General features: G+C 68.6%; 24 protein-coding genes and 1 tRNA gene. 13 read left to right on the top strand and 12 right to left on the bottom strand.

The genetic code is table 11. From position 1 onward, the window contains the following. Nucleotides 1-23 precede the first annotated feature (23 nt). Complete coding sequence (locus tag AC3EO7_RS05105) at nt 24-869, bottom strand: alpha/beta fold hydrolase (RefSeq protein WP_435590561.1); 846 nt, start codon at nt 867-869, stop codon at nt 24-26. A 65-nt stretch (nt 870-934) separates the two neighbouring features. On the opposite strand from AC3EO7_RS05105, the gene AC3EO7_RS05100 reads away from it, so the two are divergent. Continuing rightward, nucleotides 935-1,534, top strand: coding sequence for a TetR/AcrR family transcriptional regulator (locus AC3EO7_RS05100; RefSeq protein ID WP_435590560.1), 600 nt, complete (start codon nt 935-937; stop codon nt 1,532-1,534). A 216-nt stretch (nt 1,535-1,750) separates the two neighbouring features. Here AC3EO7_RS05100 and AC3EO7_RS05095 read toward each other — a convergent pair whose 3' ends face one another. The 7 genes from AC3EO7_RS05095 to AC3EO7_RS05065 form a co-directional block, all read right to left on the bottom strand. Next, nucleotides 1,751-2,863, bottom strand: coding sequence for a family 20 glycosylhydrolase (locus AC3EO7_RS05095; protein ID WP_435590559.1), 1,113 nt, complete (start codon nt 2,861-2,863; stop codon nt 1,751-1,753). A gap of 526 nt (nt 2,864-3,389) precedes the next feature. Next, nucleotides 3,390-3,462: transfer RNA gene (locus AC3EO7_RS05090), tRNA-Arg, on the bottom strand. Between the two features lie 111 nt (nt 3,463-3,573). Further along, nucleotides 3,574-4,407, bottom strand: coding sequence for a DUF1542 domain-containing protein (locus AC3EO7_RS05085; protein WP_431963908.1), 834 nt, complete (start codon nt 4,405-4,407; stop codon nt 3,574-3,576). 117 nt (nt 4,408-4,524) lie between these two features. After that, the gene (locus AC3EO7_RS05080) at nt 4,525-5,667 is read right to left on the bottom strand and encodes a C40 family peptidase (protein ID WP_431963906.1); all 1,143 of its coding nucleotides are present in this window, start codon (nt 5,665-5,667) and stop codon (nt 4,525-4,527) included. 293 nt (nt 5,668-5,960) lie between these two features. Next, nucleotides 5,961-6,692 carry a hypothetical protein gene (locus AC3EO7_RS05075; protein ID WP_431963904.1) on the bottom strand — a complete coding sequence of 244 codons (732 nt, stop codon included), beginning with the start codon at nt 6,690-6,692 and terminating at the stop codon, nt 5,961-5,963. A 344-nt stretch (nt 6,693-7,036) separates the two neighbouring features. Next, nucleotides 7,037-7,762, bottom strand: a complete 726-nt coding sequence (locus AC3EO7_RS05070) for a ParA family protein (protein ID WP_431963902.1) — start codon at nt 7,760-7,762, stop codon at nt 7,037-7,039. A 141-nt stretch (nt 7,763-7,903) separates the two neighbouring features. Then, complete coding sequence (locus AC3EO7_RS05065; RefSeq protein WP_431963900.1) at nt 7,904-8,470, bottom strand: isochorismatase family protein; 567 nt, start codon at nt 8,468-8,470, stop codon at nt 7,904-7,906. A gap of 499 nt (nt 8,471-8,969) precedes the next feature. On the opposite strand from AC3EO7_RS05065, the gene AC3EO7_RS05060 reads away from it, so the two are divergent. From AC3EO7_RS05060 to AC3EO7_RS05050, 3 genes are all read left to right on the top strand, one after another. Continuing rightward, nucleotides 8,970-10,430, top strand: a complete 1,461-nt coding sequence (locus tag AC3EO7_RS05060) for an aminotransferase class I/II-fold pyridoxal phosphate-dependent enzyme (RefSeq protein WP_435590558.1) — start codon at nt 8,970-8,972, stop codon at nt 10,428-10,430. Nucleotides 10,431-10,602: 172 nt separating this feature from the next. Then, nucleotides 10,603-11,604 (top strand): adenylate/guanylate cyclase domain-containing protein, encoded by a 1,002-nt coding sequence (locus AC3EO7_RS05055; RefSeq protein ID WP_431964525.1) that lies wholly within the window; start codon nt 10,603-10,605, stop codon nt 11,602-11,604. A 104-nt stretch (nt 11,605-11,708) separates the two neighbouring features. Continuing rightward, nucleotides 11,709-12,476, top strand: a complete 768-nt coding sequence (locus tag AC3EO7_RS05050; protein ID WP_431963896.1) for an RluA family pseudouridine synthase — start codon at nt 11,709-11,711, stop codon at nt 12,474-12,476. A gap of 53 nt (nt 12,477-12,529) precedes the next feature. Here AC3EO7_RS05050 and AC3EO7_RS05045 read toward each other — a convergent pair whose 3' ends face one another. After that, complete coding sequence (locus AC3EO7_RS05045) at nt 12,530-13,168, bottom strand: TIGR03086 family metal-binding protein (protein ID WP_431963894.1); 639 nt, start codon at nt 13,166-13,168, stop codon at nt 12,530-12,532. A gap of 51 nt (nt 13,169-13,219) precedes the next feature. Between AC3EO7_RS05045 and AC3EO7_RS05040 the strand changes: the two genes are divergently transcribed. Together AC3EO7_RS05040 and AC3EO7_RS05035 are read left to right on the top strand one after the other, a co-directional pair. Continuing rightward, complete coding sequence (locus AC3EO7_RS05040; protein ID WP_431963892.1) at nt 13,220-13,660, top strand: MarR family winged helix-turn-helix transcriptional regulator; 441 nt, start codon at nt 13,220-13,222, stop codon at nt 13,658-13,660. Between the two features lie 182 nt (nt 13,661-13,842). After that, on the top strand, nt 13,843-14,619 hold the full coding sequence (locus AC3EO7_RS05035; RefSeq protein ID WP_431963890.1) for a metallophosphoesterase: 777 nt from the start codon (nt 13,843-13,845) through the stop codon (nt 14,617-14,619). Here AC3EO7_RS05035 and AC3EO7_RS05030 read toward each other — a convergent pair whose 3' ends face one another. After that, nucleotides 14,620-15,684: an AraC family transcriptional regulator gene (locus AC3EO7_RS05030; RefSeq protein ID WP_431963888.1), complete on the bottom strand. Its 1,065-nt coding sequence runs from the start codon at nt 15,682-15,684 to the stop codon at nt 14,620-14,622. 75 nt (nt 15,685-15,759) lie between these two features. Between AC3EO7_RS05030 and AC3EO7_RS05025 the strand changes: the two genes are divergently transcribed. From AC3EO7_RS05025 to AC3EO7_RS05000, 6 genes are all read left to right on the top strand, one after another. Then, nucleotides 15,760-17,226, top strand: coding sequence for a flavin-containing monooxygenase (locus AC3EO7_RS05025; protein ID WP_435590557.1), 1,467 nt, complete (start codon nt 15,760-15,762; stop codon nt 17,224-17,226). Nucleotides 17,227-17,286: 60 nt separating this feature from the next. After that, nucleotides 17,287-19,413, top strand: a complete 2,127-nt coding sequence (locus AC3EO7_RS05020; protein WP_435590618.1) for an ATP-binding cassette domain-containing protein — start codon at nt 17,287-17,289, stop codon at nt 19,411-19,413. Then, nucleotides 19,410-20,147 carry a CbiQ family ECF transporter T component gene (locus AC3EO7_RS05015; protein ID WP_431963884.1) on the top strand — a complete coding sequence of 246 codons (738 nt, stop codon included), beginning with the start codon at nt 19,410-19,412 and terminating at the stop codon, nt 20,145-20,147. Before AC3EO7_RS05020 ends, AC3EO7_RS05015 begins: the two co-directional genes overlap by 4 nt. 123 nt (nt 20,148-20,270) lie before the next feature. Continuing rightward, nucleotides 20,271-20,783: a YbaB/EbfC family nucleoid-associated protein gene (locus tag AC3EO7_RS05010; RefSeq protein WP_435590556.1), complete on the top strand. Its 513-nt coding sequence runs from the start codon at nt 20,271-20,273 to the stop codon at nt 20,781-20,783. Beyond that, a complete protein-coding gene (locus tag AC3EO7_RS05005; RefSeq protein WP_435590555.1) occupies nt 20,780-21,103 on the top strand; it encodes a hypothetical protein in 324 nt (107 codons plus the stop codon). Before AC3EO7_RS05010 ends, AC3EO7_RS05005 begins: the two co-directional genes overlap by 4 nt. A gap of 314 nt (nt 21,104-21,417) precedes the next feature. Continuing rightward, on the top strand, nt 21,418-22,074 hold the full coding sequence (locus tag AC3EO7_RS05000; protein WP_435590554.1) for a DUF8020 domain-containing protein: 657 nt from the start codon (nt 21,418-21,420) through the stop codon (nt 22,072-22,074). Between the two features lie 133 nt (nt 22,075-22,207). On the opposite strand, the gene AC3EO7_RS04995 is transcribed toward AC3EO7_RS05000, so the two are convergent. After that, the gene (locus AC3EO7_RS04995) at nt 22,208-23,431 is read right to left on the bottom strand and encodes a lipase family protein (RefSeq protein ID WP_435590553.1); all 1,224 of its coding nucleotides are present in this window, start codon (nt 23,429-23,431) and stop codon (nt 22,208-22,210) included. A 275-nt stretch (nt 23,432-23,706) separates the two neighbouring features. Between AC3EO7_RS04995 and AC3EO7_RS04990 the strand changes: the two genes are divergently transcribed. After that, nucleotides 23,707-24,354: a cysteine hydrolase family protein gene (locus tag AC3EO7_RS04990; protein WP_431963874.1), complete on the top strand. Its 648-nt coding sequence runs from the start codon at nt 23,707-23,709 to the stop codon at nt 24,352-24,354. A 43-nt stretch (nt 24,355-24,397) separates the two neighbouring features. Here AC3EO7_RS04990 and AC3EO7_RS04985 read toward each other — a convergent pair whose 3' ends face one another. Further along, nucleotides 24,398-24,577: an antitoxin gene (locus AC3EO7_RS04985; protein ID WP_435590552.1), complete on the bottom strand. Its 180-nt coding sequence runs from the start codon at nt 24,575-24,577 to the stop codon at nt 24,398-24,400. Nucleotides 24,578-24,647 lie beyond the last annotated feature (70 nt).

Raw genomic sequence — 24,647 nt, 5'->3', positions numbered from 1 at the left:
CGACCCGCGGCCGGATCGGGGTGCTACCGCTGCGCTCGGTCGCCGGTCAGAAACTCCGAGATGGCCGCGCCGACCGCGTCGGGTCGATCGAGCATGGACAGCACGTAGGCGTCCTCGATCTCGATCAGGCGGGCGCGTGGGATCAACTCGGCCAGCCTGCGGCCGTGCTCGCGCGGCATCACCTTGCCCGCGGCCGACCACAGGATCAGCGCGTCACCCGAGAAGCGGCGCAGCGCTTCGGTGTTGGCGATGAGCTCGGCTTTCGGGAAACCGGACTTGGTGTAGGCGAGCAGGTCGCGGCGGATGAGTTCGTCGCGCAAGCCGGGTTCGGTCCAGCCGCGCACCAGGTCGTCGGGTAGCGGCCTGCGCGCCATCCACCCGAACAACAGCGGCGAGGAGCGCAGCCACCGCACGCGTAATTGCCGCAGCGCCAGCGATATCCCGCCCGGCATCGCGGTCGCGACCACGGCCATCTTGCCGGGCAGGCCGGGCGGAAAGTTGTCGAAGGCCTCGCACGGCAGCACGACCAGCCTGCCGACGCGCTCGTCGAGGCCGTAGGCGGTGAGGAACAGCCCGCCGCCCCAGTCGCTGTGCACCAGGGTGACATCGCGCAGATCGAGCGCGGCGAGAAAGTCCGCGATGAGCTGATTCAGCCCGCGCAGGCTCAGGTCGACGCCCGGTTTCAGCGGGATCGGATGCGCGCCGAGCGGCAGATCGGGCAGCACGTACCGGAAACCCGCGGGCAACCGGTCGAGCACCGTGTCCCACACCGTGTGATTCATCAACAAGCCGTGCAGCAGCACCACCGGCGGCCCATCGCCACGTTCGACATAGTGCACCTGACCAGCGGGAAGGTCGACGATCGGCATCGAATTCCTCCATTCGAGCGTTCGCTCTAGAGTGTTTGCTCTAGTCTGGAACGGTGACCGAGAAAATGTCAACAAGTACCCGCGATCGCCTCGTCACGGCCATGGCGGAACTCCTGCGCACCCGGGGCTACAGCGGCACCAGCGTCAAACAGGTCACCGTGGCGGCGGGCGCGCCGATGGGCTCGCTCTACCACCACTTCCCCGCGGGCAAGCCGCAGATCGCCGCCGCCGCCCTGCGCACCTCCGGCGCCGCCTACATCCAGCTACTCCCCCTGCTCATGGATCCGCACGACGACCTCCGCGCGGCGGTGCCAGCGGCCTTCGCCGCCGCCGCCGAACAGATCGAGCAGACCGGCTGGATCAACATGTGCCCCGTCTGCACCGTCGCAGGCGAGATCGCGGACAGCGAGCCCGCCCTGCGCGAGGTCGCGGCGGAGGTCATCGGAGATTGGGTCGAGCAAGGAACGGACTACTTCGTCCGCCGCGGCGTCGAACCCACCGCGGCCCGCGATCTGATCCTGGCGATCCTCAGCGCACTGGAGGGGGCGTTCGTCCTGAGCCGCACGCTGCGAACGGCAGAACCACTACGCTCCGCCGGACGCGCCATGGGAGCGCGGGTCACGGAGTTGTTGGCCGGAGCTCGCGACGGAGTTCGGGCGCGGTAGGCCACCGCGAGCGGCCCACTCCGCTTCACCTCCGACCGTTCCGCGCCTTCGAACGCGAGAGTCCACAGCTGCCCGCCCGCGCGCAGGCTCACCAGACATTCGATACCCGCCATATGGGCGGTGCCTATATGGCGGGCGCGAAGCCTTTGCAGTTGGTTGCGCTCCGTTCCGTGGAGTACGTCGACTCGCTGCAACCGCTAGCAAAGCCGGTGGCGGTTACGGCAGGTGAGCGCTGGCTTTATCGGCGACAGCTCGGACATCCGCCACGGTTCCGTCGTAGTGCGGGTCCTTGCAGCGCAGCGCGAATGCCGCGAGCGGCTCTTTCACGCCGAGGAAGACCTCGTCCTCGGTCTGCACCGTCGGGTTGTCGCACCAGATGGAGAACACCGCGCCTTCCAGGTAGTCCGGATAGGGCGGACCTTCGATCGTCTGTCGCCCGGCCAGTGCGGGCGGGATCGGACTGGGCTGCGAAACCGGTAGCATTGGACTGAATTCTCCTGGGGTCCAACGACTTTCGAGAATACTGCGAGCTGTCGGGTACGGGTAGATCAGCGTGTTGCCGAGCGCGTAGTAGAGCTGCCGGTCGTTGAAATTCACCAGCCGGTGCCCGGCGTCGACGAACTGCCGCACACGTGCGTGCCCGGGTGACCAGTGCGTCCAATAGTGGACGTCGATATCCGAATCCAACTGCACTACATTACTTTTCAGCATGCCGTCATTCCACACGCTCACGTCGAAACCAAGGGATTTCAGCTTGCGCCCGAATCGATTCGCGACGCTGGTGGTCAAATCGTGCTGAGTGGCGTCGGGACCGAACAACTCCCGCGCCCGGTCGTCCAGATTCGAATACAACTGCTCGATCGAGACAACGCCGAGAAACTCGTCGAACCCCATCCCCCACCGCGTCGCCTCCGCGAACACCTCCGCATACTCCTCGACCAGCCCCTCCGCGTATCTCAACGCGGCCTCGCCGGTGATGTCGAGCGCGCTGGCCAGCGGCACGCCGAACCTGTTGCGCAGCTGAAACTCCGGATGCGGCCGCAACGCCGCACCCATATGACCGGGCATATCGAAATCCGGAATCACCGCGACTCCCCGCCCCGCCGCAAACCGCATGAACTCGCCGATCTCGGCCTTCGAATACTGCACACCACCGTTGATCTCCGGATATCGATCACTCACGATCCGAACGGACTCGTTCTCGGAGAAGTGGAAGTGCAACTCGTTGAGCCCGAGATTCGCCATATACGCGACGAACCGCCGCAACCACGGCATCCCGAAGTGCTTGCGCCCCACATCGATCAACACCCCCGCCGCCCCACCGACCACGCTTCCCCACCCGGCTCCGCCCGCGCAACACCGACCACCGGCAACGCCGCAACCCCCAGCCCGAACCCGAAGAACCCCCTGCGATTCACCATGCGCATCACCCTCCGTCAGCGACCCCGCGAACCCACCCGCCGCCTCAATTGAACGCCGCCCCCGAGACGCCCAGCAGCGTACTGCGGATTACCGAACCCAACACCCCCAACGCACCGAAGCCCCTCCGCACCCCCACCTGCATCGCCCGCCCCGCACCATCGCCCGCCACCCCGATCCATAGGCACCCGTGCATCGCAAGGTTCACCTGTGGAACAGCGTCTCCCAACGAACCACCGCCCCCAGCACCGTTTCGAGAAACCCTCGGAAACCCAAACCCAACGCAGCTGCTCAAATAGAACCAAACCCGACCAACACAAGGGGGTACGGGGGCGAAGCCCGCCGGGCGGGGCGTGGGGGTTGCACCCCCACAAAACAGACGAAATGAGCCCCCGGCAAACGCACCCCGCGAGCACGGCTCGCCGAGCGAATGAAGTGCCCTCGGCAGGATTCGAACCTGCGACACCCGCTTTAGGAGAGCGGTGCTCTATCCCCTGAGCTACGAAGGCCGGTTTGGTGGGACTGTCGCAGTCTACCGGGTGAGGCGCTCAGGGACAGCATCGTGCCGATCGTGCGGATGTCGGGTGGTGATCGGCCCACCCGCACGCCGGGCTCCGCGCTCAGAACCCGCCGTCGAAACCTCCCCCATCGAAGCCCCCACCGCCGTCGTAACCGCCGCCGTCGTAGCCACCGCCGTAGCCGCCCCCGTCGTAACCACCGTCGTAGCCACCGCCGTCGTACGGAGCGGTATCCGAACCCCAGTCGCCGCCCGCGTCACCCTCGCCCGCCGCGACTCCGTCCTGATATCCCTCGCCGTAACCACTCTCGAACCCTTGCGCTCCGTACCCCACGCCCGACATTCCCGCGAACAGCGAGGTGAACAAGAGCGCGGAGCCGAGCCCCCACGCGCCGCCGATGAGCGCCGGCTTCCACCAGGGTTCGGAATACCAGCCCGCGGGCACCGGCCGTCCGGCGACGCGTCCGCCGGGATAGTAGTTCGGCGTGGCCGAGGACGGGTTGGGTGACGCGGCGATCTCTCTGCCCTCGAAGGCGATCACCCGATCCTCGCTCACTCGTCCGGACACGGCCTGGCCGTCGAGCTCGGGGATCGAGGGGCCCGGATCCATGCCCATCGCGGAACGTGCGGCGCGGATGTAGTAGAGACCTTCTAGCGCAGTCTGTTTCGCCAGCCGGGCCTGGGCGGGCGTGGCGGCCTGGTCGAGCTGTGACCCCGCGGCGGCGTACCGCTCCGAGGCGTCCACGAGGGCTTGTTTCGCCGCATCGTTGCTGGCGCTCAGGTGGTAGATCTGACCCGCGAGCCGCTCGTTCACCTGACGGGCGTCGGCGAGCGCGTCGGCCAGCTCGGTCTGCGTCCGCTGCTTGCCCTCTCGCCCACGCATGAGCAGCAAGATCGCCACGGCCACGACCACGATCAAAACCAGCAGCCACTCCATTGTCCGTCCGCCTTCCGTACACGGTAGGCCCCGATTCCGAGTTTACTGACGGCTTGCTGCTGCCGGGCTGAGCGTCCAAACTCCGCAGTGCCCACAAGCCGAGCCACCAGGCGACCATCAGTATCGGCGGGCGCCCGCGTAGGGCATCGAGGACATCGGCGACATCACGACGCCCGTACCGTACGTCGAGGCGTGGATCACCTGACCGTCCCCGGCGTACAGACCGGAGTGGCCGCCACCGTAGAAGGACACGACATCACCCGGCTCGAGTTCCTCCTGGGAGATCGGCATACCCGAGGACAACTGCTGGTAGCTCGTGCGCGGCACGTCCACACCCGCCTGCTCGTAGGACCACTGCACCAAACCGGAGCAGTCGAAGACGTCAGGTCCCGTCGCGCCCATGCTGTAGTCGGAGCCGATCTTGGCGCGCGCGGCCTCGACCGCGATGGCGCCGGGAGACGGATGCTCGACGACCGGAGGCTTGGGAACCGCGAACGGTGCGGGCAGCACCGGTTCGAGCAGTCCGGCCAGGAACGGGAGATGGGCGCGCAGCAGATCGATGGGCGTCGACGGCGTCGTGCTCGCCGGAGCCTGCGGAGCCGCCGCGGTCTGCGGAGCCGGTGGAGTCGCCGCGAATTCGATCACCGCCAGCGGGGCCGTGTACACCACCTCGGGGGGACCCGCGATCGCGGGAGCATGTGTCACCGGCAGCAACGACTCTGCCATCTGCGTCATGCGCGCGATGTCGACAAGGGAAATACCGAAGATCGCCGGAAGATCCACGACGGCCGGATGGTCCACAGCCGCTGAAACATCCGTGGCGACCGGAACACTCACGGCGGCCGAGACATCCATCCCGGCCGGAATCTCCACGGCGGTCGCAACATCGACCGCGGCCGGAACGTTCACGACGGCCGGAACATCGATAGCAGCCGGAACGCTCACGACGGCCGGAACATCGATAGCAGCCGGAACGTCCACCACGACCGGCATGTCGACGGCAGCGGGCTCGTCGATGACAGCGGGGACAACCTGGGATGGGCGTACTCGAATATCGGGATAATCGAATTCGGTGAAAGCGGGCGGTACCGGAATCGCGTCCGGAACTTCGAAAACGCCGATGCCGGGAATTGCGACCGGCTTGGCCGAAGCCTGTCCGGCGCCCACGAGCAGGGCGCCGATTGCCGCCGCGGCGGCCAGGCCCCAGAAAATCGCGCGACGTAGGAAGCGCGAATATCGACCCTCAGCGGTTGATGCCATGATGCGGTCCTCCGATGCTCATATCGAAGGCTCTCGGCTCTGCCATGCGGCGCCGCAATTACTGGCGGGCAGGACGTCACCTAGACCTTCGAATTCGATTCGAAAAACATCACGGTGTTCAGTCCAGCGGATCCGAGAATCCATCTTGCGCCGGAGAACAAAGGCCGCAAGCACCAACACGACATTTTATGATAACAAAATAATAACCAAATTCCACGAATTCTACTTTTCGAAAATACGACGGCGCCCCGCCCGGAATTTCTCCGTAGCGGGGCGCCGTTTTCGCGAGGAAGTCAGGCGGTAATCTGCTCCTCGATTTGTTCGGCGAGCGTGCGCAATCGAGCCGCGAATTCGCGGGCCGCGGCCGGATCGCCGCTGGAACCCTTGACGACCCGCCTGCTCAGCGCGACCAGCCGCGATTCCATGGTGGAGAACAAATCGGCGGGCCGATGTCCGCCCGCGGTCAGTTCCCCGCGCAGCCACGCCTGCAACCGCGCGATCACCAGGGCCTCGTCGTAGCGATCGGGCAGCAGCGCGATCGCCTCGCGCAGCTTGCCCGCCGTGACTTTGCCGCCGGGACCGCCCGCGACGGTGGTGTACACGGTCACCGCCGCGTCCTCGCCGTGTTCCGCGGCCACCGGGAGCAGTTCGCGCACCTGCCCCTCGTTGATCGTCGGCGCGACGGGGTACAGCCGGGCGGCCAGCGGCCACGCGCGAATCAGCTTGTGCGCGTAGGAGCGCTGCATGTCCCAGCGCTGCTCGACATAGTCGTCGAAGGTGGGGTGGCTGTCACGATAGAGGCGGCCGTCCCGGACGATCTGCAACGCGCGACCCGCGGCCCAGAACGCGATGCGCAGCGAGTCGATCGAGGACTCGCACGCGCTGAGCTGCTCTTGTTCGCGCCGGTTCAGCGGACCTTCGCCCGCCGTGGGCAGCGGCATGGTGAGCACGTCAGCCAGCTGTTCCGTCCCGCTCGGGCTCGGATTCGCGACAACCTGGCGCACCGCCTGCGTCCCCGGCGGCATCGCTTGCGCTCCCGCCGGGACGGGCGCGACCGGCGGCGTCACTCGTGCCTCTGCCGGGGCCGGCGCGACCGGCCGCGTCGCTTGTGCCTCGACCGGGGCCGACGCGGCCGAACGCGTCGCTTGCGTCTCCACCTGTGCAGGCGCGGACTGGCGGAGTGGCTGCGGATCCGCGACAGCCGGCCGGGACGGCTCGGTACCCTGCGGGAACTCCTCCGTGACCGGCCGTGCCCGCTCGGACCGCCATTCGGCGTCTCGCAACGGCGAGACCGGCGGCGTGTGTTCGGCGCTGTCGGACAACGGATTCGCGGCCCCGCCGATGGACCCTTTTCTACGCTGCGGAGGCATCAGGCCGACACCTCCACCGCTAGTCGGTACGGGGCGACCAATTCATCGCCGACCTGCTGATATTCGCCGAGATCCGCGATCGGGTTCTCGGCGCCCTCGCCGACCTCACCGTCCGCGGCCTCGCGATACCACTTCCACGCGCTCAGATACGCGCCGAACACGTCGTATCCGGCGTCTTCCAAATTGCCGCGCTGCGTACGGTATTCGGTGGAGACGTTCACGCCGTTCTTCATGGTGACCGGCACCTTGGTCATCAGCACGCGCACCCGGATTTCCCGGTCGTGTCCGGCGGCGGCCTCCGCGGCGGCCTGATAGGTACTCGGGACGCGCTTGACCTCCGAGGGACTCACGCTGGTCAGCAACAAGAGTTCGTCACTGACCGGAATGGCCGCCTTGAATATCTCGGCCGACTCGCCGCCGGCATCCACGATGACGACGTCGAATTTGTGGGCATTGTCGTGGATGCAGTCGTCGACGTGCCGGGACGGAAAGGCGATCAATTCGAACGGCACCGCGACCTGCCCTTTGAGCAGCCTGCGATACCAGGAATATCCCGTCTGGCTGAGCGGGTCCGCGTCGATGACCAGCACCCGCAGCTCGTGCACTCTGGCGAAATAAGAGGCCAGGAAGAAGGCCGAAGTTGTTTTTCCGACACCGCCCTTCAGATTCCCCAACGTGATCACCAAGGGTTTGGGCAGTTCGAGAGGCGCAACAGAATTCGTCATGGACAGTCCTCCGAGTGTGAGGAGTGCAAGAAACTCTGGCGGAACGAGTCTTGCACAGCGCAAGCGAATTACCGTTGATTGCGACGCGTCTTTTTCGGCGCCGCGACCGTGTCCAATTGGACACAGCGGCCGGACGGCCGGTCAGGCGCCCAGTGCGGTGAGAATCTGCTCGGTCGAACTGACACGCCCGAGGCGCGGGAAAATCTTCGTGAAGGAATGCAGGTGCGAGGCCTCGTCGGTGTCGGTGGTCGCATCCTCGGCGAACACCAGCTCGTAGTTGTGCTCCCACGCCGAGCGCGCGGTCGACTCCACGCCGATGCTGGTGGCGATGCCCGCGAGCACCAGCCGGTCGATGCGGCGGCGGCGCAGCTGGAGATCGAGCTCGGTGCCGGTGAACGCGCCCCAGTGCCGTTTGGTGATGAACAGGTCGGCAAGGTCGACCAGCTCGGCCGGGATCTCCGCGAAGGGCGGGCGAGGGGCGGCGGCCGGGCCGGGCCGATCGCAGGCGGCGGGCGGCAGATCGCCGCTGTCCTCGGACCACTCCACGCGCACCACCACGACCGGCAACCGGTTGGCGCGGAATGCCTCGGCGAGGCGGACGCTCTGTCGCAGCACGTCGCGCACGGGACGTACCGTCGGCCGCTCGAGCACGCCGCGCTGGAGATCGATCAGAACCAACGCGGTGTTGTCGAAGCTGACGACCGGCACTGCGAATCCTCTCGGCGACTTCCGCGAGAAGCCATCTAGTTAGCAAAACTCACAATTTTTTCAACCCTATCGCATGGGTCAAGTCCCCTCATACGTCGACTTTCCGCCATCGGCACGCCGGGCGTGACGCTCCGCGACGAACGCGAGGAGCAGGTCGGCGACCACGAATCTGCGCCGAGATTCTCATGAAATATGTTGTGCCACTTTATATTTAGAAACCAAGGAAGTCAGCGCCGCTGCCTGAACGGCAGTCGCAGCTCCGATCGCTGTCGTCGGGCGCCACCTGCGCTCAACGTCCGCTGCCCCCTTTTCGCGGCCTGCGGTGCGAGGACGTGTGCGACACCGACCACCGCACCGACTCTGCGACCATTGCTGGGCACCACCAGCGCCCAACGTCGGCAGGCCGAGCAGCGCACGAGGGGTCATATACCCCGTCGGGGCACGCGCTCCCCCAGGTCAGCCGGAGATTAGCCGACTGGGCAGCGGGTAGCTCCCGACCATGGACCACTCACGAGCTCCCCTGGTGGACGCACTCGCCGCGTATCACCGTTCGGGCCGGTACGGGTTCACTCCGCCGGGTCATCGACAGGGTCGCGGTGTCGACGAGCGCGTGCTGGACGTGATCGGGCGGGACGCGTTCCGCTCCGATGTGCTGGTCGGACCCGGTCTCGACGACCGCCTTTCCCGAGGCGGCTACCTGGCCGAGGCCGAGAAACTGATGGCCGACGCGGTGGGCGCCGAGAAGGCCTTCTTCTCCACGTGCGGGAGCTCGCTGTCGGTGAAGGCCGCGATGATGGCGGTGGCAGGCGGGCAGGGCGGTGGTTTGCTGGTGGCCCGCGACAGCCACAAGTCGATCGTCGCCGGGCTGATCTTCGCCGGCGTCAGGCCGCACTGGATCACCCCGCGCTGGGACGCCGAGCGGCATTTCTCGCATCCGCCCTCACCGCAACAGGTGCGCGAAGCATGGGAGCGCAATCCCGACGCGGCGGGCGCGTTGATCGTCAGCCCGAGCCCGTACGGCACCTGCGCCGATATCGCGGGGATCGCGGGCATCTGCCACGAGCGCGGCAAGCCGTTGATCGTCGACGAGGCGTGGGGCGCCCACCTGCCGTTCCATCCCGAACTGCCCACCTGGGCCATGGATGTGGGTGCCGACCTGTGCGTGGTGAGCGTGCACAAGATGGGCGCGGGGTTCGAGCAGGGCTCGGTGTTCCACCTCCAAGGGGATCTGGTCGACCCGGCGCGGCTGAGCGCGTGCGCCGACCTGCTCATGACCACCAGCCCGAACGTGCTGGTCTACACCGCGCTCGACGGCTGGCGCAGGCAGATGGTGCAGCACGGGCGCGAGTTGCTCGACGCGGCGCTGCGCGTCGCGGACCAGGCCCGCGCCGACCTGGCCCGGATACCGGGTATCGACGTGATGGCGGACGAACTGCTCGGCCTCGAGGCATCGCACGATCTGGATCGACTCCAGGTGCTGATGGACGTCTCGGCGACGGGATCGACGGGTTACGACGCCGCCGACTGGCTGCGCGAACACCGCGGCATCGACATGGGGCTGGTCGATCACCGCCGTGTTCTCGCGACGGTGTCGATGGCCGACGACAAGGACACCGTCGCCGCTCTGGTCGAGGGCATCGCCGCATGGCGCGACCAGCTGAAAGACCCCCGGCCGTCGCGGATCCGATTGCCCTCGCCCGACGAGCTCCAGCTCGAGACGGTGGAGCTGCCGCGCGAGGCGTTCTTCGGTGACGTCGAGATCGTCCCGATCGGCAGGGCGCCGGGACGGATCGCGGCCGAGCAGCTCACCCCGTACCCGCCGGGCATTCCGGTGGTGGTGCCCGGCGAGCGGCTCAACGAAGCGGTGGCGGAGTACTTGCGGTCCGGTCACGAGGAGGGCATGAACGTGCCGGACGCCGCCGATTCCAGCCTGCGGACGGTGCGCGTCGTACGCGAGTGAATTCGCCGTCGCCGCGGCCGCCGACCCGGTCGCACGTCGTCCGGCCGCACCGGCGAGCGTCGTCGCGGCGATCTTCGCAGCACCGGCACGACCCGCCCCGCGCGATGCTGTGACGTACCCCAACAGGGCATCGACGGACTCCGCTCGCGTGCGCCCTGGCCGTAATGTGGCGATCATGTCGAAGCCCGAGATCTCCGAGCTCGTCCAGTCGGTCGTGGAGTCGTATCTGCTCGCGGGCGAGCGCAGGTACAACCGCGCCGAGGTGGCCGAGCGGTCGGGGGTGTCACCCGCGATCTCCCGGCGGCTGTGGACCGCGCTCGGCTTCCCCGAGAATCCCGCGGACGCCGTCGACTACACCGACGCCGACGTCGACGCGGTCCAGCACTTCCGCGGCCTGAAGGTGGTCGCCGCCTCCGATCTGCGCCAGCAGGCCGCGGCCGCGCGCACGCTCGGTCAGTCCATGGCGCGGCTGGCGGAATGGCAAGCCGATCTCGTCATCGCCGAGATCTCGACCAAAGTCGCCGCCGCCACCCGCGAGAACAGGGCGGACGCGGCGGAGATCGCCAGGATCGCCACCGAGGAGACGGTCTCGGTGCTCGAGGAATTGCAGACCTACGCGTGGCGCCGCCATCTGGCCGCCGCGCTCGCCCGCTCCTTCGACAACGAGGCCCCCGCCGAGGACTCCACGCGGGAGCTGGCGGTGGGCTTCGCCGACATGGTCGGCTACACCCGGTTGACCAGGCACCTGCACCCGGACGAGCTGTCGACGCTGCTGGAGGCGTTCGAGTCGACGACGAACGCGGCCATCACCGAGAACGGCGGCTGGGTGATCAAGCACGTCGGCGACGAAGTGATGTTCGCGGCGGAGACCGCCCAGGCCGCCGCGCGCATCGCGCTGGCCATCCAGGAGTCGACCATGATGGTCGGCGGCACGCCGGACCTGCGAGTCGCGCTCGCCTACGGCCCGGTGCTGCAACGCTTCGGCGATCTGTACGGCTCGGTGGTCAACATCGCCTCCCGCCTGACCGGCGTGGCCCGCCCCGGCACGGTCCTGATCGACGACTCCGCCGCGGCGGCACTGGGCGGCGATCCCGAATTCGACGTGCGCCACCTGCGCAGCGTTCGAGTCCGTGGCTTCAACCGGCTGCGCCCCCACGCCCTGCGCCGCGCCTGACTCCCAGCCGTACTTCGCACACGGCCGACACCTGTGTGCGGCGTATGGACCGACTGTGGGAGCGGCTCGGCGCGCGATCGCGGTGCGTCCGTAAGGTCGTGCGGATGGGTATCGAGTGGGCGCAGTTGCGGGAGAGCTGCCTGATCGCCGAGGACGAGGCGGTTCTCGCGTTGAACAAGCCCGCGGGGATTTCGGTTACCGGGGAGCGGCACGACACCGACATCGTGGAGCTGGCCGCGGCGGCGGGTGAGACGTTGTATCCGGTGCACCGGATCGACAAGGTGACGTCCGGATTGGTGCTGCTGGCCAAGGACTTGGGCGCGCACGGCCAGCTGACCAGGCAGTTCAACAAGCAGACCGCGGACAAGGCGTATCTGGCGATCGTCGATTCCACCGGGCTGCCCGAGCGCGGCGTCATCGATCTGCCGTTGAGCGTGGGCCGGAAGAACCGGGTGCGGATCGCGGCGCCACGCGAGAGCATCCGCACCGAGGGCGGGCGCTGGTTCGTGAACGAAGCCGATCTGCTCGACACCAAGAACTATCCGTCGCTGACACGCTTCGCGACCGTGTTGCGCACCGAGCGACACACGGTGCTCGCGCTGCGACCGGTGACCGGCCGTCGCCACCAGATCCGGGTGCACCTGGCCTGGATCGGGCACCCGATCCTCGGCGACCCGCTCTTCGACAAGTCCGGCGCCTATCCGCGCGCCCACCTGCATTCGTGGCGGCTCGGCCTCGCCGCGTCCTGGCGCACCCCGCCCGAACTGAACCTGGCGGCCCCGCCGGGCGCGGATTTCTGGGCGCCGGTCGCCCCGCCCGATTCCGCCGAGCTCCTCGACCGCGCGACCGAACTCCTCGGCACGGTCTCCTGACGTTCACGCGCCGACTACGGCAACGACCGCGCGGATCCGCTCGAACGAACGACCTACGCGCGCAACGAAGCCGGCGTCCACTCGGGCGCGCGCCCGAGCTGCCGCAGCACCCGGTCCATGGTCGAAGCCGCATCGTCCGCCGCCAGCGCCGGGGCGAACGCGGCGCCGGGCGCGGAACGCTCCGGACCGTCCGGGACCGCCGCCGCGACCTCGAGCGCCATCAGCGCCAATTCCGGGTCGGGCACGACGGTCTCGCCGATCGAACGCGCCACGTCCCACGCGTGCACGACGCTGTCGACGAGGTGGAACCCGATGACGGTCGCGGCGGGAAACCGATGATGGCTGGAGACCTCGGGCAGGAGCACGGTGCGTTCGAAGACGTCGGGCTCGGCGAAGGCCGCGACGACGTCGTCCGCAGCGGCAAGGTAATCGGCCACCGGATCCACCGCGGGCCGCACCTCCCAAGCACCGGGGTCCTCGGATCCACGCGCCGCGCCCGCGAACCCCCGGTCCTGAGTGGCCATGTGCGCCAGCAGTGCGCGCAAATCCCATCCCGCACAAGGTGTCTCGGCCGACAGCTGGCCCGCTTCGACGCGCGCGACGACCCCCGCGCTCAGCCGCACGGCCCGTGCGTGCAGTTCCCGCAGCCGCTCGTTCGATTCGTTCGCTTTTCTCTCGGAATCAATACTCATGCGCTTATCGTAAGCATAGGCATACTATCTGCCAAGAAGTATTTTCTAGACATGCCAGACCCCGACCGACCCGATCTCGCCGCGATGGTCGTGCCGCTCGGCCGCGCCCTCGTCGCGGCCGAACTGCCCGTCCTGGAACGCAACGGGCTCACCATGTGGGCCTACGGAGTGCTGCTCGGCCTGGAATCGGAGCCGGTGTACACGCAGGCCGCACTGGCCAAGGCCATCGGCGCGGACAAGACCCGCATCATCGGCGTCCTGGACGACCTGCAACGGCGCGGTCTCATCGAACGCGCACCCGACCCCACCGACCGGCGCGTCAACCTGGTCTCGCTCACCGAGGAAGGCAAGGCGCTCCGCGACCGCGCCCAGCGGGAGATCCGCGAGCGAGAGGACGAGACGCTCGCCGCCCTTTCCCGCGCCGATCGCCAGGCGTTTCTCCGCGCTCTGCGCACGCTCTGGTCGAACGCCACCACCGAACGTCACCCCTAGGCCCGTCTCGCCGCCGACCCGCGAATGTGACCGTCGTCACTGTCGAACGAGCATGCCCCGCGCGGTGGCGAGCCTCATGCAGACGGACAATGCGCAGGTCATCTAGCCTGGGAAAGTGCCGAGCACACAATGTGGGCACACTCTGACGCAACGGAGCGATCCCTCAGAGAAAGCGAACGCCGATGATCCTGGTGGCACAGGTCAGCGATACACACTTCGATCTCGGCTCTCGTAACGCCGAACGCGTCGAACGAGTGATGGCCTTTCTCGCCGACCTACGCCGCAAGCCCGACGCCATCCTGGTGACCGGCGACATCACCGATTCCGGCAAGGCCGAACAGTACGCCGAGGCCCGCGTCGCGCTGACCGCCGACATTCCGGTCTATCCCATCCCCGGCAATCACGACGACCGCGCCCACTTCCGCACCGCGCTGCTCGGCGAGCCCGCCGCGACCACCCCGATCAATCACGCGCACCGGATCGGCGAATTGACTGTGGCCCTGCTGGATTCGAGCATTCCCGGCGAGGCGGGCGGCGCGCTCGGCGAGGAGACCTACGACTGGCTGCACGGTGTACTGGCCGACGCGCCCGCCGACGGACCCATCCTGCTCGCCATGCACCACCCGCCGGTGCACCTGCACAGCCCGATCATCGACGGCATCACCCTCGCCGACCCCGAGCGCCTGGCAGCCCTGGTGGCCGCAGACGAGCGCATCCTCGGCGTGCTCACCGGACACGCCCACTCCGCGGCGACGACGACCTTCGGCGGTCGCCCGCTGCTGGTCGCGCCGAGCACGGCCTCGGTGCTCGGCGGCGAATGGGAGCTCGAATTGCCGGACCACGTGATGGATTACGCGCCGGACCCCGCCGTCGCGCTGCACATCATCGACGACAACCGCAGCCTGACAACACATTTCCGGACGGTCCCGATGGACGGCTATCTCGGGCAGCCGGGCTGATCAGCGCACCGCCACTCGCTCGCGCCGGTACGCGGCCGGTGTCACGCCGGTCCAGCGCTTGAAGGCGTAGATGAAGGTCGAGGACTCGGCGTAGCCGAGGCGGATCGCCACATCGCTCACCGAAAGCGGTGTGGCGGTGAGCATTTCCTCGGCGAGGGCGCGGCGCACCTCGTCCAGCAGTGCGCGGTAGCTGGTGCCTGCCGCGTCGAGATGTCTGCGCAGCGTCCTGGTGCTCATGTTCAGCTCGCGCGCCACCAGGTCGATACCCAGCGGCGCGGCGAAACCGTCCGCGCCGCCCGGCACCAGCAGCTCACGCACCTCCGCGGCGATGCCGGTGCGGGCCCTGCGGCGATCCACCAGCTGGCGGCACTGGGCCAGACACATGGCCCAGGTGTGTTCGTTGGCCTGCGGCAGCGGCTGTTCCAGCATCGCGGGATCGATGGTGAACACATTGTGCGCGCGGCCGTAGGCCGGGCGGACGCCGAGCACCTCGGTCACCCGGTCGGCGTATTCCGGTTCCGCGAAGCGGAATTCGGCGCGCAGCAGCGGCACCGGCCGTCCGAGCAGATCGCTCATCACCTGGTACATGGCCGTCACGTCGCGTTCGACGAGGAATTGGCGCACGTCGGCGGGCACCGACTCGTCGTGCACCTGCGCGACGAACTCCCCCGTCTCCCAGTGCGCGGCCGGCAGGCAGAAGGCGAAACTCAGATCGAGGAACCGCAGCGCGAAGGAGATCGCCTCGCCGAGGGTCGGGCTGCTGACGCACGCGAAGCCGAAGATGCCGAAGGTGGTGATCCGGTATCGCCTGCCCAGCTCGACACCAAGCGCGGGCTCGTCGACCTCACGCACCAGATTGCGGATCACCGCGAGCTCGGTGTGCGCGTCGATCTGGGCGTCGGGGTCGCGCAGCATGGCGTCGGTCAGTCCGGTCCCGGCCAGCATGCGCGCCGCTGGCACCTCGTGCTCGCCCGCGTAGCCCACCATCAGGGCCACGCTGGCGATCCCGCGCGGAAAGTTCCAGTCGCGGATTCCAGTAGCCAGCACCCGCTCCACAGCCCACATTATGGCCGAAAGTCTCGATGCGCCCGACCGGGCCGGTTCTAGAGTGGAGACATCGGATGTTGTGAGGAGTGTCACATGACAGCTGGCGACCGGCCATCGGTTCTGATCATCGGCGCGGGTTTCGGCGGCATCGGCACCGCGATCGAGCTGCGACGCAGCGGTATCCGCGACATCACGATCCTGGAGCGGGCCGCCGACCTCGGCGGGGTGTGGCGGGAGAACACCTACCCCGGCGCGGCCTGTGACGTGCCGTCACCGCTCTACTCCTACTCCTACGAACCGAAGCCGGACTGGCCACAGCGCTACTCCGGCCGCGACGCCATCCACGACTACCTGCGCGGGGTCGCGCGGCGACACGAGCTGCTGGAGGCCATCGTCTTCGGCGCGGACGTGACCGACGCCGAATTCGACGAGCAGACCGGCCGATGGACCGTCCGGACCACCGATGGCACGACGCGGACCGCCGATGTGCTGATCTCCGCGGTCGGCCAGCTCTCCCGGCCCAAGCTGCCGGACCTTCCCGGCCTCGACACCTTCGCGGGCGCGTCCTTTCATTCCGCCGAGTGGGACCACGACGTGGACCTGACGGGAAAGCGCGTCCTCTGCATCGGCACCGGGGCCAGCGCCATCCAGTTCATCCCCGAAATCCAGCCGAAGGTCGAGCACCTGACGCTGTTCCAGCGCACCGCGGCCTGGGTCATCCCCAAGTTCGACACCGACTACTCACCGATTCAGCACAAGCTGTTCGCGAAGCTGCCCGGCGCGCTGCTGGTGGAGCGGTTCGGCTGGTGGTCGGCGGGAGAATTCGTCTCGCTGGGTCTCGTCGAATTCCCCGCGATCGCACGGATGGTCGGCCGCATCGCCGAAAAGCACCTGCAGAAACAGGTCGCCGATCCGGAACTGCGCGCCAAACTCACCCCCGACTACCCCATCGGCTGCAAGCGCGGGCTGTTCTCCAACGATTACTACCCCGCGCTCACCCAGCCCAACGTCGCGGTCGAGACCACCGCGATCAGTGAGATCGTCCCCGAGGGCGTGCGCACCGCGGACGGCAGGCTGCACGAGGCCGACGTGATCATCTACGGCACCGGCTTCAAAGGCACCGAATTCCTCTGGCCGATGCGGATCTACGGGCGCGGCGGTCGCAAACTCGCCGACGCGTGGGCCGACGGCGCGCACGCCTTCCTCGGCATCGCCGTGCCCGATTTCCCGAACCTCTTCCTGGTCTACGGGCCGAACACCAACCTCGCCGCGGGCTCGATCATCTACATGATCGAATCGCAGGCTCGCTACATCCGGCAGGCCGTGCGGCTGCTCGCCGACCGGCCAGGCCACTGTCTCGAGGTCCGCGACGAACTCGAGCGCGAATTCAATGACGCGCTCCAGCGACGGCTGACCCGCACCCCGTGGAACTTCTGCACCAGCTGGTACCGCACCGCCTCGGGCCGCATCACCAACAACTGGCCGGGCACCGTGTCCAGTTACCGCCGCCGCACCCGCAAGTTGAACCGCGACGACTACACCATGACCAGGGTCGCCTGATCCGGCGAACCGGCCGCCCGCCGCGCCTGCTGGCAGACTTGTTGCGTGAGTGATCTGCCGATGGCCGACGGCCGCACCGGTTCCGCGGAGCGCGGCCCGCTGCGCCCGATCGAGCTGGCCACCGGCGCGGTGCTGGGCGGGGTGACGGTCGGGCTGGTCACCGTCGGGTCCGTGGTTCCGCTGGCCGCCGCGCTGCAAATCGTCGCGGCCGTTCCGATGGGCATGCTGGCGCATCGCTACCGGCCGCGCGCGCTGATGACCGCGACCGCCTCGGCCACCCTGGTCACTTTCGTCGCCGCAGGCGTCATGCCCGCGCTCGGCGTGGTCGCGTCGGCGACCATCGGCGGCATCATCGGCGGGGTCAAGCGCCGCGGCGGTGGGCTGTTCTCGGTGCTCTTCCTCGCGATGCTGGCGGGCGTGCTGTGGGCCGCGTTCACCATCGGATCGCTGCTGGTCGCCGGGCAGACCAGGGAGCTGTTGTTCGACACCGTCCGCAACACCGCCGACGGCGTGCAGCGACTCGCCGAGAGACAGTCCGCCCTGGAGCCGCTCGGGCGGGCCGCGTCGGATCTCACCGACGTCGCGCTCACCTGGTGGTGGGTGTGGATCGGCGGCGGCGTCGCGCTCGGCGTGGTGGTGAGCGCGGTGTTCTCCTGGTTCGTGCTCGGTTCGGTGCTGGACCGGCTGGCCTGGCTGCCCGCCCGGGATCGCCTCGACGCGCCGGTGGACGAGCGGCCGATCGCCCCGCTGCCGGTGACGCTGCACGCTGCGGGCTTCCGGTACCCGGGCGCGCGCACCGACGCACTGCGCGATATCGACCTCAGCGTGCGGGTCGGGGAGTTCGTCGCGATCGTCGGCCACAACGGCTCGGGCAAGTCCACGCTCACCCGGCTGCTGGCCGGGCTGCCGCCCACCTCGGGCGAGGTGCGGCGACCGGGCTCCGCGGGCCTCGGCCACCTCGGCGGCACGGCGCTGGTGCTGCAACGGCCGGAAAGCCAGACCCTCGGCGTCCTGGTCGCCGACGACGTCGTCTGGGGACTTCCCCAGGTGCTCGCCGCCGAAGTAGACGTGGAAGCGCTGCTCGGCGAGGTCGGCCTGGCGGGCATGGGCGAACGCGAGACCACCACACTCTCCGGCGGCCAGCAGCAACGCCTCGCGGTGGCGGCGGCACTGGCCCGCCGCCCGGCGCTGCTCATCGCCGACGAGGCCACCTCGATGATCGATCCCGAAGGTCGCGGCGAACTGGTCGCCCTGCTCGCCGAGCTGCCGCGCCGCCACCCGATGGCGGTGGTGCTGGTGACCCACCACGAGGCCGACGCCGCGGCCGCGGACCGGGTGGTGCATCTGGCGGCGGGCCGGACCGTCGACCGGCTACCCGCCTGGCCGCAGCCGGTGCGCGACGCGCGCCGCCGCCCCATGGGCCAGAGCGTCCTGGAACTGCGCGACGTCCGACACACCTACAACCGGGGCACGCCGTGGGAGGCGCCCGCCTTGCACGGCGTCGACCTGATGGTGCGCCGCGGTGAGGCGCTGCTCGTGGTCGGCGGCAACGGTTCCGGCAAGTCGACCCTCGCCTGGATCATCGCGGGCCTGATCGAACCGAGCTCCGGGCGCTGCGAACTCGGTGGCCGCCCGGTGACGCGGCAGATCGGCCGGGTGGAGCTGGCGTTCCAGCATTCCCGGCTGCAATTGCAGAAACAGACGGTCGGCGCGGAGATCGCCGACTGGGGCGGACGCGCCACCGGATCCGGCGCGGTGGGCAAGGCGCTGGACGCCGTCGGCCTGGATCGCGCACTGGCCGCGCGCTCCATCGAGGAGCTCAGCGGCGGGCAGGCCAAGCGCGTGGTGCTCGCCGCCATCGTGGCCAGCCGCCCGCAGGTGGTCGTGCTCGACGAACCGCTGGCCGGACTGGATCCCGAGGGCCGCGCCGACATCGTGGAACTGCTTGCGCAGCTGCGGGATTCCGGGCTGACGCTGATCGTCATCTCACACGACGTCGAGGACATGGCCGCCGTGTGCGACCGCACCGTGCACCTGAGCTCGGGCCGCATCCTGGAGACCCAGTCGGTCTCCGACGCCGCGCCCGCGGCGCATCGCATCGACCCGCACCGCGACCCGCGATCGGCCGCGCCACCGCCGCATTCCGGCGACGCGGCGTGGCGCTTCGGACACGGAGGCGCGAAATGAGCACGGTCCTGTTTCGCCAGGTACCGGTGTCCAGCCCGGTGCACAACCTCTGGGCGGGCACCAAGATGATCGCCGCGTTCCTGATCAGCCTGCTGCTGATGTTCTGGCCGTCCTGGCCGGTGCTCGGCGCGATGGTCGTCTTTCTGCTGGCGATCGGACTGATCGCCCGGCTTCCGCTCGGCACGCTGCCCAGGCTGCCGTGGTGGTTCTGGGCGATGCTCGGCGCGGGCGCGCTGATCAACGTGCCGGTGGGCGGCGCGGCGCTGCTGCGCTACACCCAGACGGTGACCTTCGGCCTGATCCTGGTGGCCGCCTCCTTCCTCATCGCGTGGACCACGCCGATGAGCGAGATCGCCCCCGCCTTGGCCAGATTGGGCGCACCGCTGCGCAAACTCAAAGTGCCGGTGGACGAGTGGGCCGTGGTGGTGGCGCTGACGCTGCGCGGACTGCCGCTGCTGCTGGAGGAGATCCGGGTGCTGCGCGCGGCCCGACGGCTCCGGCCCAAGGACCGGCTGCTGGACCGGGCGTCCGACAGCCCGATCATCGACATCCTCACCGCGGCCATGGCCGTGGCCACCCGCCGAGCCGGCGAGCTCGGCGAAGCCATCACCGCCCGCGGCGGCACCGGCCAGCTCACCGCCCGGCCCAGCGCGCCGGGTCGCCGCGACGCGGTCGCGCTCGGCCTCGTCGGCCTCGTGTGCACGGGTTCGGTGCTGCTCGACGTGCTGCTCTGATCCGGACCGACCCGCCGAGACGACGGCGCGGTCCGGTGGACGGCAGACTGAGGGGAACCGATCGTCGGCGCGGCGCGTCGAAATCCATGACGGCCGGAATTCGGGAAGAGCGAGGGGTGGCCGATGGCCGACAGTGAACGCGCGGCGCAGCTGGCGCGCAACGAGGCGCTGCGCGGCGAGGTCGACGACCTGCTGGAGATATTCGAGCGGCAGCGAAGGGAACTCGCCGAGACGCAGGCCAGGCTGGCCGCGACGACGGTCACCGCGTGGTCCTCGGACAACCTGGTCCGGGTCACCAGCAATTCCGCGGGCGTGCCGGTCGAGGTGCACCTCGAGCCGGACGCCTTCAAACGCTCGACGCCGCAGAAGCTCGGCGCGGCCATGACCGAGGCGACCCAGGTGGCCGCCCGCCTGGCCAGCGAAGAGGCCCAGCGGGCCTTCGGCGCGTTCGAACAAGTAGGCCACGACATCCCGGATCTACCCGATCTGGTGCCCGGCGCGCCGAGCATCAAGAACCTGGTGAATTCCCTGTTCCCCGAACCGGCCTCGACCGATGCCGCGTCCCGGCCCGCCGAGCTGGACGAGGAAGCCGAGGACGAGTACTACCACAACCGGGGATATCTGGAGGGTCGATGAGTAGCTTGCAGGTCGACCCGGATGCGCTGCGCGCCACCAAGCCCGGCTTCGCCGCGGCCGCCGACAAGGTGCTCGAGGCGGTGAAGAACGTCCAGACCACGGTCGCGGCCGAGGGCGAATGCTGGGGCGACGACGAGATCGGCCAGAATTTCGCCAAGGAGTACACGCCGGGCGCCGAGGACGGCATGAAGGGCATCGAGGGGCTCGGCAAGTCGATCGAGGCGCTCAGCGGCGGCGTCGACGCCATCGCGTCGGCGTTCCAGCAGCAGGACGAGCTCAACTCCAAGGCGATCGACAAGATCAAGAGTTCCATCGAATAGGGCGTGTCACCCTTCGGCGCGTCGCGTATCGCGCCTTGTAGCAAATCTTCGGTTAGTCAACCGAAAGCGGTTTGACGTGCACATATAGCCAAGAGACATAAGATCTTTGGCACCGGTGCGACGACCGCTGCCGACAAGAGTCGGGCTTACCCGCAATTTTGCGTTCCAAACCAGCGATCGCCCAGTAATGTGACACCCAGCGTTGCTGTTCTCTGAATCACATCAAGGCTCCGCGCGCGTTGAGGGGGAAGGTTTTTCGGCGTGTGGGGTGTTCGTAGGGCATGAAATCCTGACGAAGATTGGAACACCGCAAAATGATTCTTCGCAAGATCACCGCGGCCGTCGTACCGCTCGTCGCCGCCGTCGCCGTCGGCGCGGGCACTGTGCACGCACAACCGGCTGCCGCGCCCGTTCCCGACATCGGGTACGAGGCGAAGCTGATCGGCGACACGATCATCACCACACTGACGAACGGTTCCTTCGAGCTGACCGGCAACTCGGTAGCCATCGAGGACTCGGCCGGGAACGCGGTCGTCACCCTGCCGCTCTCGATCCGGCAGGACGGACTGGAATACCCGCTGCCGCACAAGGTCCGCGACGACGGCCGGGTGCTGGAACTGACGGCGGTCAAGAACGCCGCACAGGCGCGACCCGTGCAGGCCACCCCTGTCGCGTCACTGATGGAGAACCAGCAGGCGATGAATGCGTTCGCCTCGCAGTTCGGAATCGCGACCGCGGTCGGCGGATTCATCGGCACCGCGCTCGGCGCCCTCATCGGCCTGACCGGAATCATCACCGGCCCCGGCGTGATCGCCAGCGTCATCACGGGCGCCTCGATCGGGGGCATCATCGGCACCATCATCGTGGGAGGCCCGACGCTGGTGGTCGCCGGTATCGATCTGCTCAGCACCTTGACCGCGGCGCCGGGTACCACCAAGTGGACGGATCAGACCGGGACTCCGGTGAACTGAACCGCCCCTTTCCGAAACGCGGCGCGCACCGGCTTCCCCCTCGAGTCGGTGCGCGCCGCTTGTCGTCCCGGCCTGATCCCGGTTGTGCGATCGCCCATGCCCGAGCACGGCGACACCTAGCCGAACACGCGGCTCAGCGCGGGTGACACCCCGCCGCCACCGGCACGCCCGCGAAGCGGTCCCCGAGATAGTTCATCGCTCCGAACGCCTCGACCACCGCGGTCGGATTGTGGCCGGGCAATGTCGAATGCGTGACGGTCAGGTCCGCGCCGAGTGCGCAGTAGCGGTCCACCAGCGCGGTGAAGCCCGCGACGGGAATCACGTCGTCGGTGGTGCTGTGATAGAGGTAGGCCGGGACTCGCGGCGCGGTCCCGCCCAACTCCTGCGCAGCCGTCGCCGCGAGGAAGGCCGGATGCGCCAGCAGGTTCGGCTCGATCGCGAAATCGTCGACGCGCGCATCGATGTACTTCACCACCAGTTCCGACCCGCAGGCCGACCCGTTCTCGGCCAGCATCGCGCGCCCGCGCTCGTTCAACAGCTCGGCGACGCCGTACTCCGGGTAGTCGCGGGCGACCGACAGCACGATCAGTAGCGCCAACCCGGCCTGCACGCCGCCGTCCACGCCGCGGGCGATCGCGGGCCAGTCGGCAGGCACCCCGCCCGAGGTGATGCCCGCGAACTCGACATCGGGGGCGTAGCCCGGTTGCAGCTGCGCTGCCCACAGCGTCGCGAACGCACCGCCCGAATACCCGTACGCGCCCACTGGGCTCGCGGGCCCGACGCCGCCCGGAGCCAAGGCTCGAGCGGCCCGGATGCCGTCCAGCACGGCGTGCCCGGCATTCACTCCGTCCAGGAAGCGGGACCACGGCCCCTGGTGGTCGCTGACCACCAGCGCCCAGCCGCGACGCAGCGCGTCCGCCATGAACGGTGTGTCGAGGTAGGTCGTGATGCCGCTCAACTCCCAGCCACCGCGCAGCGCATAGGAGGGCGCGCACTGGGTGCCGAGGCTGTCCTCGGGCACCTGGTAGGACAGCAGCGGCCGCTCCCCCGCGCCCCACCACGGCAGGTTCGGCACCATCACGGTGGCGATGCCCGGCGTCGGCGCGCCGCCCGCGTCGTTCGTCCGGTACTGCACCTGCCACGCCGAAACCGGCAGCGGCAGACCCAACAGCGTGATCGGCCGCGAGCGAACGATCGCGCCCGCGGGGTAGTCGGCGAGGTCGGCGGGAGCGGCGTAGAACGGATCGTCGTCGGGTCGCGGGATCGCCGCGCCGGGCACGGCGAGACTCAGCGACAGCACCGCCGCCAGCAGGACGACACCGAAAGCGCGGAACCGGGGCCGACTCCGGGCCCTCACCCCCCTCGGCGTACGGGAAAGCTTGGCAAGCGTGCGCTCGCGGAGCGCACCGAAAGCCCGTGGCGAACGTAGGCCTTTCGTACTCATCCCGACTCCAAGACTCACCGAGGCGCGGCTATCTCCGCCTCGACACACTCGACGGTACTGCGGGGGCGGCCGCCCGGCAACAGGCTCGGCGCGCGTGGTTACAGTGGTGCGAAAGTGCCCTCAGCGCAATCGAATCGCGCCCGACGAGGGTCTCGGCGACGTTCGATCATCGAGAAGGAGAGCTGACGATGCGGTACGGCAACGGACTGGACATCCCCGAGGGACTCGCCGATGTGTGCGGTCCGGATCGGATGGCGGTGATCGTCTACGACATGCAGGTGGGGGTGCTGTCGCAACTGCCGGACGGCCCGGAGATCATCCAGCGGGTGGTGCCCGTGGTGGAGGCGGCCCGCCGCGGCGGCTATCCGGTGATATTCCTGCGGCATTTCTTCCTGCCGCACCGGCTCAGCGGCAAGTTCGCGCTGCGGATGGCGATGAGCTGGCAGGGGGTGGACTCGATCGACGAGCTCAAACCCATTCTGCAGCGCGACACCCCGGCCTTCGAGCTGGTGCCGGAGCTGCGGCCGCGGCCCGACGAAATCGTCTTCGACAAGACCTCGATGTCGGCTTTCGAGGGCACCCCGCTGGCCAGCACGCTGCGGGATCTCGGCATCGGGGCGTACGCGATCATGGGCGTCGCGCTGGAGATCGGCATCGCGCCGACCGTCATCCACTCCACCGATCTCGGGTTCGTCCCGGTGGTGATCAGCGACGCGTGCGGCGGCCGCGATCAGGACGCGATCGCGCGCGCGTACGCGGATTTCGAATTCCAGGCGCATGCGATCGTGACGGATTCCGCGACCATCACGCCATTGCTCGCGGGCGAGAAGGAGTGAGACCGTCCCGTCGTCCGGCGCGGGCCGGACGACGGGAGCTCGCTCAGCCTTCCTTGCGGACGGCCTTCTTGGCGGCGTCCTGAGCCGCGTCGACCTGGCCGGCGAACTTGCCCCCGGTCTTCTGATCGACGATGTCGCCCGCCTTGTCGATCACCGTGTCGACCTTGTCCGCGTTCTGCTGGGCCAGGTCCATCGCCTTGGCTGCCAGGTTCTTGAAGTCCACCGTGCACTCCCCGTTCTCGAGTCGAAACAACCGCGAATTCACGATACCGAGCCCGCGCACGACCGGCCTG

Source organism: Nocardia sp. bgisy118 (genome assembly GCF_057708605.1).
This window is presented reverse-complemented; position numbering and strand designations above follow the sequence as displayed.